The organism is Emticicia sp. W12TSBA100-4 (assembly GCF_040253585.1).
GTDB lineage: Bacteria > Bacteroidota > Bacteroidia > Cytophagales > Spirosomataceae > Emticicia.
In genome coordinates this window covers 63218-77782 of sequence record NZ_JBELAU010000003.1, presented here as the reverse complement: position 1 = coordinate 77782, position 14565 = coordinate 63218, and the positions used below count along the sequence as shown (strand labels likewise).

Annotated in this window: 11 protein-coding genes; 7 read left to right on the top strand and 4 right to left on the bottom strand. The window is 34.7% G+C overall.

The window, feature by feature from the left end; genetic code table 11:
* Window positions 1–2: 2 nt before the first annotated feature.
* The 3 genes from ABR854_RS04360 to ABR854_RS04350 all read right to left on the bottom strand — a co-directional run bounded on the left by ABR854_RS04360 (window position 3) and on the right by ABR854_RS04350 (window position 3653).
* Window positions 3–1820 (bottom strand): sialate O-acetylesterase, encoded by a 1818-nt coding sequence (locus ABR854_RS04360; RefSeq protein WP_350264142.1) that lies wholly within the window; start codon window positions 1818–1820, stop codon window positions 3–5.
* Window positions 1821–1996: 176 nt separating this feature from the next.
* Window positions 1997–2743, bottom strand: coding sequence for a L,D-transpeptidase family protein (locus tag ABR854_RS04355; RefSeq protein ID WP_350264140.1), 747 nt, complete (start codon window positions 2741–2743; stop codon window positions 1997–1999).
* Window positions 2744–2852: 109 nt separating this feature from the next.
* Entirely contained in the window at window positions 2853–3653 is an 801-nt protein-coding gene (locus ABR854_RS04350; RefSeq protein WP_350264139.1) for an alpha/beta hydrolase, read from the bottom strand.
* Window positions 3654–3988: 335 nt separating this feature from the next.
* On the opposite strand from ABR854_RS04350, the gene ABR854_RS04345 reads away from it, so the two are divergent.
* The 7 genes from ABR854_RS04345 (at window position 3989) to ABR854_RS04315 (ending at window position 11784) form a co-directional block, all read left to right on the top strand.
* A complete protein-coding gene (locus ABR854_RS04345; protein WP_350264138.1) occupies window positions 3989–4705 on the top strand; it encodes an alpha/beta hydrolase-fold protein in 717 nt (238 codons plus the stop codon).
* Window positions 4706–4842: 137 nt separating this feature from the next.
* On the top strand, window positions 4843–5844 hold the full coding sequence (locus ABR854_RS04340; protein WP_350264136.1) for an ATP-grasp domain-containing protein: 1002 nt from the start codon (window positions 4843–4845) through the stop codon (window positions 5842–5844).
* Between the two features lie 137 nt (window positions 5845–5981).
* A complete protein-coding gene (locus tag ABR854_RS04335; protein WP_350264134.1) occupies window positions 5982–7079 on the top strand; it encodes a carboxylate-amine ligase in 1098 nt (365 codons plus the stop codon).
* Window positions 7080–7144: 65 nt separating this feature from the next.
* The gene (locus ABR854_RS04330) at window positions 7145–7969 is read left to right on the top strand and encodes a type 1 glutamine amidotransferase (protein WP_350264133.1); all 825 of its coding nucleotides are present in this window, start codon (window positions 7145–7147) and stop codon (window positions 7967–7969) included.
* Window positions 7970–7984: 15 nt separating this feature from the next.
* Complete coding sequence (locus ABR854_RS04325) at window positions 7985–9181, top strand: hypothetical protein (RefSeq protein WP_350264132.1); 1197 nt, start codon at window positions 7985–7987, stop codon at window positions 9179–9181.
* Between the two features lie 151 nt (window positions 9182–9332).
* Window positions 9333–10763, top strand: a complete 1431-nt coding sequence (locus tag ABR854_RS04320; RefSeq protein ID WP_350264131.1) for an alpha-L-fucosidase — start codon at window positions 9333–9335, stop codon at window positions 10761–10763.
* 1 nt (window position 10764) lies between these two features.
* Window positions 10765–11784, top strand: a complete 1020-nt coding sequence (locus tag ABR854_RS04315; protein WP_350264130.1) for a sialidase family protein — start codon at window positions 10765–10767, stop codon at window positions 11782–11784.
* Between the two features lie 104 nt (window positions 11785–11888).
* Here the strand turns inward: ABR854_RS04315 and ABR854_RS04310 are convergent, their stop codons facing one another.
* Window positions 11889–14498 (bottom strand): 3-coathanger stack domain-containing protein, encoded by a 2610-nt coding sequence (locus ABR854_RS04310; RefSeq protein ID WP_350264129.1) that lies wholly within the window; start codon window positions 14496–14498, stop codon window positions 11889–11891.
* Window positions 14499–14565 lie beyond the last annotated feature (67 nt).

Below are 14565 nucleotides of genomic sequence, written 5' to 3'. Positions count from 1 at the left end.
CTTTAATTATTTTTACAACCACCGATTTCGGCCGAAAAGTCACTACCCAATTCGGCATCAAAACCATGATTCAAATCAATTGATTTTTTTGCTTCCAAAGATAGCTGTTTTGTTGTAGTTATCGAAACTATTGCTGTAATTGATGTATTTGCCCTAACATAATCTATGTTTGGAATTGTCTTCAAATTGATATTTTCAAGGCATTTTAATGTAATTTCTTTAGTATTTGACTTATTATTAGGGGAGTTTTCAGCAAAAACTCTATAAAAATACTTTTGATCAAGTTCAACTTGTGAATCATAGAAATTGTTACCAACAACATTTCCTATTTGAGTAAAATTATTATTATCAAGCGAGCGTTCTACATGATACTTCTTTGATGCATCTCCACTCCAAACCAACTTAACTTGTATATCATCATTTACATCTACATTCAAACTTAATGCTACTGGCGGAGTAGTTATTACAGGAGTTTCTCCCCCAATAACGACATTATCAAAACTGAACGCACGCATTCCAAACTTATTTTTTAGGTGAACTCCATAATAAAGTTCAACGCCAAATTGTCCATAAGCATTTGGTAGATAAGTTACAGTTTTTGCATTTTGAATGTTTGATACTGTTAAATAAACTCTATTTCCTCGTGCTTCACCACCTTGAACAACATCATTTTTCCCGTCAATAAAAATAAAATCTTTCATTTTCCAAACTTTTCCATTTACGACCGAATCTTGAGGATAAATCATCTCCATTCCTTCATCAAACTCCAAAACCAATTTTTGGTCTTCCCAAAAAACCTTTTTGATGTTTGGTGAATATACTTGCATTGATTGCGAGTCTTGATAGACTTCTTTCCCTATTATTCTCGATAATTCGTAGGCAACTTGACGATAACCTTCAAAATTATAATGAACACCATCAAAACCAGTCGTTCCGACGGTACTCATGGCTGTTATTTTAGGGAAAATCTGCGGAGTTCGACGTTGAAAATCTCTTATGCCAGCCTTATAGTCAGGGTCTGTCATGATATCTATTTGAAGGTTATAAAATCTCTTTAAATTTGGGAAATCCAAACTAAAATTATCATACAATTTTTTAAACTCAACTTCATAACTCTTAGATTGTGGGGGTGCAGAATCAGATTCGCCTTGTTTAAAAATGATGTATTTTAAACTTTCTTTCGAACCACTGAAAATCGTTTGATTTAACAGTTTCCCATAATGCGTGTTTGTATCAGTAGGGTTTTGTTCATTCCGATAATTTAGATTAGCTATCGTAGCTCCACCTACCGAAGCTATAATTACTCCAACTGGATAATTGTATTTTTCAGTCAAAAATCTCAATAATTCAGAGGCCCCTGTACCTGGTCGTATGAAAGTTTGATAAGGTAACACCCATTCACCGTCACCGTTTCCCAAATTCGTTACTGCAAAAAACCTGATTAATGGACTGCGTGCAGGCGAATAAGTATCCCCTCCCCCATTGCCAAGTGCATTTGATTGCCCATAGACTAAGAAAAGGTCTCCTACTCCAACCTGATTTGTTTTTTTTATTTCTCTCGTCCCATCAAGCAGCAGTATAAAGCTGTAATCAAACTTACCAGCTTTTAAAATCGGCGAAAATGAAAAGTCAGTTGAAGTATTTACAGTCTGTTCAAAAAACATATTTCCATCTTGCAAAACTTTCAAAGTGATGGAGGAATGACCATTTTCAGTAATCTCTCCTTTTACTTGAAAAATAGCTTCATCTTGGTCATTTCGCTGAATAACTTGATTATTTGCAGGGAAATTAGAAATATTCACCTGAGAAAAAGACGCCATGCAATTCAAAAAGAATAAACATAACGTTAAGAGTGAGTAATATTGAGTTTTAATTAAGGATGGCACAGTGAATCAATTATATTTAACTTACAATAGAAAAATCGTGCCAAACTGTTGCACAAAAAAAAATGGTGCTTCCTTTTTCAGAAACCACCACCTAATACACTTATCATCAATTACTTAACAATATATTTTCCAGATTCTTCAATAGATACAAGAGGTAGCTTTTTTGAATTCTCAAAGGCATCAAAACCTGGTTTTAACCACGACCAAAACGCCAACAAACTTGCATCTGTCCCAAACTCGTTATTGATTGCTTTATAATTCTGCTCATTCATAATTGTTGGAAAAATATGAACGTTTATCTTTCCACCTGCACTCTTTGCCTTAGCTGCAATTAAATATAATTCTTGAATATTTTCGTCACCAATCGGAATACATCCTATTGTTACACAATGTCCATGGATAAAAATATTATCCCCAGGATTTAACTTATCAGCAAAAACTAAGTCAGATTTATTAGGATAATTGATACGAAATGAAAGCAAGTATTGGCTTTGCGGATTGAACAAGTCCACTTCATAAAATCCTTCTGGAATTTGGCGGTCACCCGAACGGCGTTTTGGGCCTAAAACGCCCGTTGTTGCACAAAATTCGTAAGTTTTTAAGAGTATAAAAGTATCTTCTGACTTATTTTTTGCCCAAACTTCCAATTTTTGTTCTTTCTTGAAAGCCCTTAAAAACAAATCAAAGCTACTTGAATTAATACTTTTTGAAGAAAGTAAATCGCTTACAGCTTTACCTTTTTCTCGATTGGCAGCTTGAACTCTCGGAAACTTGAGTTGCTGCTCAAAAAAGTTTGTAGGGGGAGTCATTGACATAAGCATTGATGTCAAAAGAATCATCGTAAAGGTTCTTTTCATTATTATTATAGGGAGTCTAAATTTGCGAACAATGTAAATTTTGTTCTTTTTTTGAATATTTCACAATTAAGACTCAAAAATTTCATAAAATTCACAATTCAGACCAGTTTTATTTTCCTACGAGCCATTTCAAAAACTTCGGCATCGCTTCACTCCACGTTTTTTGATTGTGTTCTCCACCCTCAATTTCTACATATTCAATATCTTGCCCACGCTTGTAACCTTTACCTTCTAATTCTTTTATTAAATCAAGTGTATCGTCAATCGAATCAATAATTCCGTTATTATTTCGGTCGTCGTTTTCATCGTTTGTTCCGCATTCGAGCCAAAACTTTTGTCCTTCATTATAATTCCCATTTCTAATTAGAACGTGCATAATTCGGTCATTATGGTCGTCATAGCCATCTTCATAAGCTTTTTTTCGCCACCAAAAAGAGCCGCTAAAAACCCCAACCTTTGAAAAATAATTGGAATTTCCCCAAACTATATCCATTGCCGAAAGTCCACCCAATGAAAAACCACAGAAATAATTATCAATACTCAAGCTCGAAACTTTATAATTGGCTATTACAAAAGGGAATAGCTCTGAAAGAATAAAACTTTGGTAAAAACCAGCCAAATTTCCTCGATTTTTATAGTCAGGCATTGAGGCTGTGCCATATTCTTTCAAGCGATTTTCGTTGGTGTGTAATCCTACAAAAACCATTGGTTGAATTTCTGATATATAATATAGATTATTTAAGGTTTGTTCAATTTTTAGTTGGTCAAAATCTTGTCCATCATTCATGTATAGTACCTTCAGATTTGATAGATTTTCGTAGTTAGGCGGTAGAACTACATCATATATAACCTCACGATTGAGAAAGGTAGATTGAAACTTTTGATTTTTAATAACTGAGACGTTCTGCACCTATTTGGATTTTTTTGTGATGAATAATTCGGCAAATTTAATAATTCCTTTACCTTCAAAAATAAAAAATTCAAAAATCATTTGTTTCATTGCCAAAATTGGACTAATATTTCAAAGAAATTTCAGATTTTGTGAAACTAAAATATTCAATATATAAAGTTTATTGGCTGGTTTTAAACAAAATAATATTTTACATATTTCAGAAAAAGCAATAATTTCAGCACACCATACACTCATAAAACATTGATAATCAATACGTTATTTAGATTATTGATTTTTATATTTGAAAATAAAACACGAATTTTACACTTTCATCAAACGTACTTCGAATATTTATGCAAGAAAAACATATAAAGTTTTATTCACATATCATGAGCCGAGACATCGACTTACTGATTAGTGGTCACTGGGGCTACCCAATTTTAATGTTTCCTACTTCGATGGGAAATTATTTACAAAACAAAGATTTCGGACTTCTCGACACCGTTGGTGATTTGGTTGATGCAGGAAAGATAAAACTTTATAACATCGATAGCATTGATTTTCAGAGTTTTTATGCCAAAGATTTACCAGCCCACACAAAGATTTATAATTATAATTTATATACGCAATTTCTGAAAGAAGAACTTGTCCCTGCCATTCAGCGTGAATGTGGTGTGCATCGTATTGCAGTAGCAGGTTGCAGTTTTGGAGGTTATCATTGTTCAAACTTTGCTTTCAAAAATCCGGATTTGGTTGCTCATATGTTTAGCATGAGCGGTGCATTCAGTATCAAAAGTTTCATGAAAGGACACTACGACGATAATGTTTATTTCAACGAACCAATGGATTTTATGAACCATGCGGAATCGTGGAAATTTAACCATATGAATATCGTTTTAGGAACATCAGATTGGGATATTTGCAGAGAAGACAACCTGAATATGTCAAGACTTTTGGCAAATAAAGGCATTAATCACTGGTACGACGAAAAACGTTGGGCAAGCCATGACTGGCCACTTTGGAAAATGATGTTTTCAGAGTATGTTAGAAAAATGCCTCTTTATAGTTAGTGATAAATTACTGATTATCAATTATTCGTGTAATAAAAATACATTTTCATCAAAAACGTGCTTTGCCCCCATTAGCACAATATAACCTTAAATAACAGTTCCCCCATCGGGGGTTAGGGGGCTGGACTTATAATAACATGAAAAAAATTGGAATATTATTCGGCATGGAAGATACATTTCCATGGGCTTTTATCGAACAAGTAAACAAAACTGCTCCAGCAGGAATTATTGCCGAAGCAGTTCAAATTGATAAAGTTGAGCAAGGTGTAGCAACAGATTATGCCGTAATTATTGACCGTATTTCGCAGGATGTGCCATTTTATAGAGCATATTTAAAAAATGCTGCTCTTTGCGGAACAGCCGTCATCAATAATCCATTTTGGTGGAGTGCCGATGAGAAATTCTTCAACAACTGTTTGGCGGTAAAACTCGGAGTTCCTGTACCAAAAACGGTGCTTTTACCATCAAAAGAGCGTCCAGATGATACTTCTGAGAAATCATTCCGTAATTTAGTTGCTCCACTTGACTGGGGATATATGTTCAATCAAATCGGTTTCCCTGCCTACATGAAACCACACGCTGGCGGAGGCTGGAAAAGCGTTTATCGAGTTGATAATCCCGATGATTTGTGGCAAAAACACGGCGAAACTGGTCAACTGGTGATGCTTTTACAAGAAGAAATTCAGTTTACGGATTATTATCGTTGTTATTGCTTAAATGGCAAATATGTGCATATTATGCCTTATGAGCCACGCAATCCGCATCATTTAAGATATGCAACTCAACCAAAAACAACAGGCGAAGCACACAAAAAACTAATGGCAACGATTACAGATTATGTATTGAAACTTAACCACGCTTTAGGTTACGATTTCAATACCGTTGAGTTTGCCATTCGTGATGGTATTCCTTATGCGATTGACTTCTGTAATCCTGCTCCTGATGCCGATATTCACTCAGTTGGACAAGGTAATTTTGATTGGATTGTAGAAAATGCGGCCAAAATGGCGATTGAAAGAGCGATTGAACAAGTAGATGGCAAAAACAACTGTACTTGGGGAACCTATGTAAGAGAAGCAGCAATGCCAGCAGCACCTGTCGCAGCTCCTGCAAAAAAAGCTCCAGCTAAGAAAAAATAAGAGAAATGAGAGCCGTGTTATTGAAAATAGCACGGCTTTGTTAAAATGTATGTAAAGGTATGTAGGTATAAATCGCATTTGTATTCGAGAACCTCATTCTACATTCTTCATTCTACATTCTTAATTTACCAAAAACTATGTCTCAATTTACTTTAGGTATTGAAGAAGAATTTCAAACCATTGACCCCAAAACACGAGAATTACGCTCACACATGTCGAAACTGGTCGAAGGTGGACAAGTGATTTTGCAAGAACGTATCAAACAAGAAATGCACCAAGCGGTGGTTGAGATGATTTCGAGTGTTTGCGAAAATATTCAGCAAGCACGTGAAGAAGTTACTTATCTGCGTAGAATGCTTTTCGATTTAGCAGCGAAACAAAATCTACACATTGCAGCGGCGGGAACACACCCATTTTCGGACTGGCAAAAACAGCTTATTACAGAAGATGCTCGCTACGATAAACTCATCGATGATATGCGTGATGTAGCTCGTTCAAACCTTATTTTTGGCTTGCACGTACACGTAGGTATTCCGAGCCGTGAAGAAGGAATGCAGATTCTGAACGCTGCTCGCTATTTTTTGCCACACATTTACGCACTTTCAACAAATTCGCCTTTTTGGTGTGGCCGAAATACAGGATTTAAATCGTATCGTTCAAAAGTTTTCGATAAATTCCCTCGCACGGGTATTCCAGACTATTTTTCGAGTGTTGCCGAATATGATAATTATGTAAACCTTCTCATCAAAACTGGCTGTATTGACAATGGCAAAAAGATTTGGTGGGATATTCGTTTGCATCCATTCTATCCAACAGTTGAGTTCCGAATCTGTGATATTCCAATGCGTGTTGATGAAACGATATGTTTGGCAGCTTTGATGCAAGCAATTGTAGCAAAATTACACAAGCTCCACCAACAAAATTTGAGTTTCCGCCCTTATCATAAAATGCTCATCAGTGAAAATAAATGGCGTGCAGCTCGCTACGGAATTCATGGAAATTTGATTGATTTTGGTAAAGAAATCGAAGTACCATACTCTCACCTTGCCGAAGAATTGATGGAATTTGTCGATGATGTTTTAGATGAACTCGGTAGTCGAAAAGAAGTAGAATATATTCATGAAATATTAAGAATGGGAAGTGGAGCTGACCGCCAACTAAAGGTTTTTGAAGAAACAAAAAGCATGAAAGCAGTGGTTGATTATATCGTAAGTGAAAGTAAAATTGGGCTTTAAGAGAGGCATTCCTTTAATTTTAGGGCATATTTTTATAAATTTGCACAAAAAATACATTCATCAACATGAAAGAGGATATTAAAATTGCAATTTTAGATATGTACAACGGCTTTGCCAACGAAGGTATGCGTTGTGTAAAAATGATATGTGGACAGTTTCTGGCTCAGGAAGAAATCAAAGGAAACTACGATGTTTTTGATGTCAGAAAAAAGAATGAAATACCTAAAATTGAGGATTACGATATTTTTATTTCAACTGGTGGTCCAGGAAATCCTTTGCCCGAAGGACATGAGTGGGAAGAAAAATTTGGCAATTTTCTCGACCAAATTTTTGCACATAATCGTGTAAACGACAATAAAAAGTTTTTGTTTCTGATTTGTCATTCGTTCCAGGTAGCCAGCCATCATTTGCAGCTGGGCTATATTTGTAAGCGTCGCTCAACTTCTTTTGGAGTGATGCCTATACATCGCACAAAGGATGGAGAAAGTGAGCCTTTTTTCAACGGTTTACCCGAAATCTTTCATGCAGTTGACTCACGAGATTATCAGATGATTCAGCCAAACTGGCAAAGAATCAATGATTTTGGAGCAAAAGTACTTTGTCTTGAAAAAATCAGAGAATACGTTCCACTTGAAAGAGCCATTATGGCAATCAGATTTTCAGAAGAAGTTTTTGGTACACAATTCCACCCTGAAGCAGATGCCGAAGGTATGTTACGTTATTTTAAACAAGAAGAAAAAATGATTGCTGTTATTAGTGAACATGGCTCGGATAAATATGAACAAATGATTGACCACCTCGATGACCCTGATAAAATCATGCTCACAGAGTCAATAATCATTCCATCGTTTTTGAATCATGCTGCCGAACAAATTCTTGAAGTTGCTTAATTTTCAACTCACACTATGATACTCACAATCAGACAACAATTCAACGATAGTTTCAGCAACGAGAAATACGAAGCAATGATTGCCGAAATTCATAAAGACTTTCCCAATCAACTTGATTTTCGAGTGGCTGAAACGCCCGTTTTTGTTCCCAAAGATTTAAAAATCAAGCTTTTACAGGCTTGTAATGATATTATTGAGGTTTTACTAAAACCAGATTTCAAGGAAAAAACCAATCGAGCAATTCCCGAAAACCAAAATGTGCCAAACGAAGATGCACATCCGAGTTTTCTGGCGATTGATTTTGCAGTTTGTAAAGATGGAAACGGTGAATTAAATCCACAACTTATTGAATTACAGGGTTTTCCATCGCTTTTTGGTTATCAGTGGTATTTGGGGCAGAAATACCGAAAATTTTTCATTGACCCAAAAGGCTTTAATCAATATTTCAATCGACTTTCGATGGCATCGTATGTCGATGAAATGAAAAAAGTGCTATTGGGTGGCGAATCAGCCGAAAATGTGATTCTACTCGAAATTTATCCCGAACAACAAAAAACTCGCTTAGATTTTGAAATTACTCGCCAACTTTGGGGAATCGAACCAGTTTGTTTGACTAAAATCAAAAAAGTTGGCCGACAACTCTTCTACGAAAAAGCAGGAAAAACAATCGAAATCAAACGCATCTATAATCGTTTGATTTTTGATGATTTGTTGCAAAACTTCCCCGATTTGGAGACTAATTTTAAAATGACCGATGATGTAGATGTTAAATGGGTAACGCATCCAAATTGGTTTTTCCGCATCAGTAAGTTTACTTTACCTTTGCTCAAAAGTGCATTTGTACCACAAAGTTTCTTTCTTTCTGATTTGAAAGAATACCCTGCTGATTTAGAAAACTACGTATTAAAACCTCTGTTTTCATTCGCAGGAAGTGGTGTAAAACTTAATTTTACGAAAGAAGAATTAGATGCAATTGCTGACCAGGAAAACTACTTAATTCAGAAAAAAGTAAAATACGAACCGATTATTGAAGACAAAGAAGGCAATCTGATAAAAACTGAAATCAGAATGTTATTTACTTGGGAGGATAACGCTCCAAGACCCAAACTCGTAACAAATCTCGCCCGTTTGAGTCGTGGAGAAATGATTGGTGTAAACTTTAATAAAAATTTCGATTGGGTTGGCGGCAGTTGTGCCTTTTTTGAAGATTAATTTTTAGATAATTAATAAATAATTGAGAGTCAATACCTGAAATTAAAAAAACTGGTATTGACTCTTTTTATTTTTCTGCGAATTAATCTCTTATTAATTCAATATTATTAAAATAGTTTATTTTTACTCGAAATAAACCAATCATTTCAAAATGAAATATAAAATAATTTTATCTGCCTTCCTCCTCCTAATTTTGCAGAATAGCTTTTCTCAAAATACTATTCATCCAACCTCTTCGCTTTATCAATATCCCAAAGAGCCAGAAGTGCGTCAGAAACTTGAAAATTGGCGTGACCTTAAATTTGGTATGATTATTCACTGGGGACTTTATGCTGTTCCAGGCATTATTGAATCATGGTCGATTTGCAATGAAGAATGGATTACAAGAGATTCTATGAGCCGATATGATGATTATAAAAAATGGTATTGGGGACTCAGCAAAGATTTTAATCCAACCAAATTCGACCCTGAATCTTGGGCAAAAGCAGCGAAAAGTGCTGGTATGAAATATTTGGTTTTTACGACCAAACACCATGATGGTTTTAATATGTTCGATACCAAATACAGCGACTTTAAAATTAGTAATGGGCCATTTGCCAACAATCCACGTGCCGATGTTGCCAAATACGTTTTTGATGCTTTCCGCAAAGAAAACTTTATGATAGGAGCGTATTTTTCAAAACCTGACTGGCATACACAATATTTTTGGTGGGATAGATATGCCACGCCCGACCGCAATGTGAACTATGATATTCGCAAAAACCCTTGGAGATGGAACAAATATAAAGAGTTTACTTACAATCAAATCAACGAACTTACCTCAAACTACGGAAGCGTAGATATTTTATGGTTAGATGGTGGTTGGGTTCGTCCCTTAAATACTGTAAATGATGAAGTTCGTTCGTGGGGAGCTCCAATTCCGCCATTCAGCCAAGAAATTGATATGCCCAAAATAGCCACAATGGCTCGCAAAAATCAACCAGGTCTATTAATTGTCGATAGAACTGTTCATGGACCTTATGAAAATTACCGTACACCAGAGCAGTCTATTCCAAAAACAAAATCTGATACTCCTTGGGAAAGCTGCATTACACTCGGTGGTGCCTGGGGATATGTACCAAACGATAATTTTAAATCAGCTTCAAAAGTAGTCCATACTTTAATCGAAGTTGTGGCAAAAGGAGGTAGTTTATTGCTTGGTGTAGGACCAACCGCAGAAGGAACGCTTCTGGATGTACAAGTCGAAAGATTAAATGAAATTGGCAAATGGCTTAACGCAAATGGCGAAGCTATTTATAAAACTCGTGCCGCAAATATCTTTAAAGATAAAGAAATATTTTTTACGAAAGGTGATAAAAATACGCATTTTGCACTGATTCCTATTGCAGAAAACCAATCGGTAAATCCAGTTATTTCTTGGACAAATAATAGCCCAAAAACAGGTAGTAAAATAGTTTTATTGAGTGAAAATCAAAATCTCAAATGGGAGAAAAAAGGTAACAAAACTTTTGTATATTTACCCAAAGAATTATTGGAAAAATACAAATCCTATCCAGCCTTAGCATTAAAATTTGAGATTTAAGATGAAAAAAACATTCACAGTCGTTGCATTTTTACTAAGTTTTGCGAGTTTCGCTCAAGTTAAACTTGTTAAAGAACAATTCATTGACTCCAAACCAGAAGAAATCTCTTGTCATGCCTCAACAATCGTTGAGCTTTCAAAGGGTAAATTTATGGCTGCATGGTTTGCTGGTTTACACGAAAACCACCCCAAAGTTTGTATTTGGGTAGCCACATCTAACAACCATGTTTGGGAAAAACCCGTTAAAGTTGCTGATGGAATCTATGAAGGCAAACAATATGCTTGTTGGAATCCAGTTTTATTCAAAAATCCTGCTGGAAAGTTATTCTTGTTCTATAAAGTTGGTATCAATCCAAGAGAATGGTGGGGAATGATGAAAAGCTCAAGCGATGATGGTAAAACATGGTCAGCCGCTACTCGTTTGCCAAATGATATTCTTGGACCAATCAAAAATAAAAGTATTCAGCTAACAAACGGCGATATTTTACACCCTTCAAGTACGGAAAGTGTGGACAGTAAAATTTGGCATACACACGTTGAAATTTCAGACTCAAACGGAGAAAATTGGAGAAAGATTCCAATTGAGTGTGGAGACTATGGAGTTATTCAGCCTTCGGTCTTGATTCATAAAGATGGTCGTTTACAAATGCTTTTACGTAGTCGTCAAAATAAAATCATTCAGTCGTGGTCTGCCGATAATGGGAAAACTTGGGGAGAACTCTCTCCTATCAATTTACCAAACCCAAACTCGGGAATCGACGCAGTGACGCTAAAAGATGGTTCATTTTTATTGGTTTATAACCCACTTCCATCGGGAAAAGAATGGTCGAATGGCAGAAATGTTTTAAAATTGGCACATTCGACGGATGGCATTAACTGGAAAGATATTTATACACTTGAAAATAAAGCAAAAGGGGAATTCAGTTACCCAGCAATCATTCAATCTTCTGATGGTTTAGTACATATCACTTACACTTACGATAGGAAATTGATTAAAGATTTGGTTTTGGAGGTAAAGTAAAATAAAAATAGGGCTACACACACGCCCTATTTTGTACAAAATCAAAATCTGAGATATTCTTTCTCGAAAACATTAGTTCCTTAGTTTTTATTTAATAAAATAGGTTAATTATTACATCCACCTATTTCAGCCTTGAATATTGACCCCTTATATGAATTAAAACCTGGCAATAACGAAATTGAGCTTCCAGCTCTATAGTTGATTTTAGAACCACTAAAAACTTTATTTACAGCATCAATATCACTTTTGGCCTGAAAATTCAATATATTATTCTCATTTAGGCTTTCAGTTATTATATGTTTATCTTGACACTTTATTACCTTAGCATAATGGTTTCCAAAAGTCTCACCTGACGAACACCAGTTAGTAACATATTCAATTTTATAATTTTTGGTTTCTAAAGGAAAAATATCTTTCGATAAATTTACATTGTTGCTTACACTATCTAAGTAATTAGCAATTTTATAGTAAGTTTTCCCAACTCCTGTGATTTCGTAATTTAGATGAATTTGCTGTCCTAAATTAATTAGGGTAGTATCTGATTCTAAAATACCTTTAGGTGGATTTATGTGTTCAATTTCAAAGACCTTCGATTGACTTTTACATCCCCCATTTAAATCAGTAGCTTTAAGCTGATATTTACCTGGTTGTTCCGCCCACAAAACGAATCTGTTTTCATTAGGTATTATTTCTCCATCTTTAAACCATTGAAGATTCCGTTCGAGTCCCATATTTGTAATCCCACTCCTGAGTTCAAGCCTTATCGAGTTTTTTGGACAGACCTCAATTTTACCTACGATTGGAAAAAGACTATTATCAATCACCACAGGTATAATTCTACTTGTATCTATTTTCAATTCTATATTATTACTTTCTCCTATACATTGTCCGAATTGAACGATTAATTTATATGTTCCAACTTCATTCGTTGTTAAACTGGGCGAATTTGTAGCTATTAAATTATTGTTTTTATACCAATTAAAAATAGTTTGATTAGTATATCCATCAGCAAATGATAAAGTAATTGGGTAATTATTACAGATAAAAGGCGAATCATCAATGACTTTTATCTTTGCATTTATATTATTAAGTGATGAAACGACTGCTATGATATTTGATTCGGCAACACAATACCCGATATCAATTTTGACTTGATAATTTCCAGTTTCACTAAGCCATAATTCTTGACTCGTAATATTAGTTATCAAAACTCCATTACGATACCATTTGCAGTAACTATAATCCAAAAAGTTTTCAATTTTAAGATAAATAGACCTACCATTACAAAGTGTTGTACCCCACGGAGCTGTTAATTTCAGTACTATATTATTTGTAGAGACAATATTTATAGATTTCGTAGTAGTTTTACAAACTCCATTTACAATTGAAAGTGAATAAACTCCAGGTTGGTCTGCCAAGATATATTGCTGTTTTTCGCCCGTAATATTCATACCATTCCTTCTCCATTGGAACTTAGCATTTGGTAACGTTTCTGTCTGAATAACAATTCTTTGTCCTCCATTACCACACAATATACTGTCATTAGCATAAATCATCGCATCAAACGAATCGCTAATTTGAACATCAAATTTACCCCTCCCAAATTCACATCCACTATCGGTAACTTGTACCTCATAAATTCCTTTTTCAGTAACTGTATAATGATAATCGGTTGCATTAGGTATTAATAGATTATTCTTATACCACTGATAGCTCGCTGAATTACTTATATATTCAGACCTAAGCACTTTTGGAGTATCATAACAATTGGCTCTTCGGTCAGCAATTACATAAGAAGAGTTGGCATTAGTTGAAAATAACTGTTCGGGAAGACTTTCAACAACACATTCATTTTTTGATACTTTCACACTATACCTTGCCGTTGTGGATAAAAACGAAGCAGAATAATGTTTGTTTGTAGCGTCCTGTATTGGACTATCATTCAGAAACCATTGATAGTTTTTTGTAACATCATCATCTATATTAGTAAAGGTATATATATTTACAGATTTTTCGTTACATATTATAATAGGACCACCAGAAGGTACATAAATTTCAGGATATATACTTATATATGCACCTCCCAGTGCAGTAACAAAAATTGGTTCTGATTCCTCACTTATATACAATGTGTTGGGATAGGTAGTTCGTATTCTAAATTTATAATATCCAGATTTAGAAATTGTATCATTTCTCAGCGAAAAATTATAACTCCCAGGGGAAGTAACTTGAATAACACCAAACGGATTATCAAAACTCCCATTAACATCTGACATTTCTAAGATGTAATAAAAGTTAGGAAACCAATTACCCGTTGTTGTAAAATTAAAATTTACATTATCATTTTTACAGAATCTATTTACATTAAAAATGGGCATACTAAGTGTACGATTTCCAATACTTTTCTTATTGATAAATTGTAAATTAGTTTCTTTTGTATCGCCTACACGTAATGAATTAAATGCCCTAATTTTGTAAACATAAAGGTGGTTATCAATTAAATTTCTAAAGTTAACCCTACCCACATACCCTAAATCTTGATAATTATAAATGATGATATTTGAAGTAGAATCTTTAAGATACACTTGAAAATGCACAAAAGATTCTTGATTAAGTGTATCCCATTTTAAAACGAAATCGGTTTGATAGGTATCAACAGTTATTGGTAAATTTACTTTCGGAACACTCACAACATCATCTGGATGCTGTGCCATTGATGTAGAAAAGGAAAACCACATTAAGTAGCTTAAAATACCAAATATTAACTTCATATTGTGTGAG

What these genes read in the sequence shown, in the direction of transcription:
- ABR854_RS04360 (WP_350264142.1), bottom strand. Translation starts at nt 1,820, where the DNA reads ATGGCGTCTTTTTCTCAGGTGAATATTTCTAATTTCCCTGCAAATAAT.
- ABR854_RS04355 (WP_350264140.1), bottom strand. Translation starts at nt 2,743, where the DNA reads ATGAAAAGAACCTTTACGATGATTCTTTTGACATCAATGCTTATGTCA.
- ABR854_RS04345 (WP_350264138.1), top strand. Translation starts at nt 3,989, where the DNA reads ATGCAAGAAAAACATATAAAGTTTTATTCACATATCATGAGCCGAGAC.
- ABR854_RS04340 (WP_350264136.1), top strand. Translation starts at nt 4,843, where the DNA reads ATGAAAAAAATTGGAATATTATTCGGCATGGAAGATACATTTCCATGG.
- ABR854_RS04335 (WP_350264134.1), top strand. Translation starts at nt 5,982, where the DNA reads ATGTCTCAATTTACTTTAGGTATTGAAGAAGAATTTCAAACCATTGAC.
- ABR854_RS04330 (WP_350264133.1), top strand. Translation starts at nt 7,145, where the DNA reads ATGAAAGAGGATATTAAAATTGCAATTTTAGATATGTACAACGGCTTT.
- ABR854_RS04325 (WP_350264132.1), top strand. Translation starts at nt 7,985, where the DNA reads ATGATACTCACAATCAGACAACAATTCAACGATAGTTTCAGCAACGAG.
- ABR854_RS04320 (WP_350264131.1), top strand. Translation starts at nt 9,333, where the DNA reads ATGAAATATAAAATAATTTTATCTGCCTTCCTCCTCCTAATTTTGCAG.
- ABR854_RS04315 (WP_350264130.1), top strand. Translation starts at nt 10,765, where the DNA reads ATGAAAAAAACATTCACAGTCGTTGCATTTTTACTAAGTTTTGCGAGT.
- ABR854_RS04310 (WP_350264129.1), bottom strand. Translation starts at nt 14,498, where the DNA reads ATGGCACAGCATCCAGATGATGTTGTGAGTGTTCCGAAAGTAAATTTA.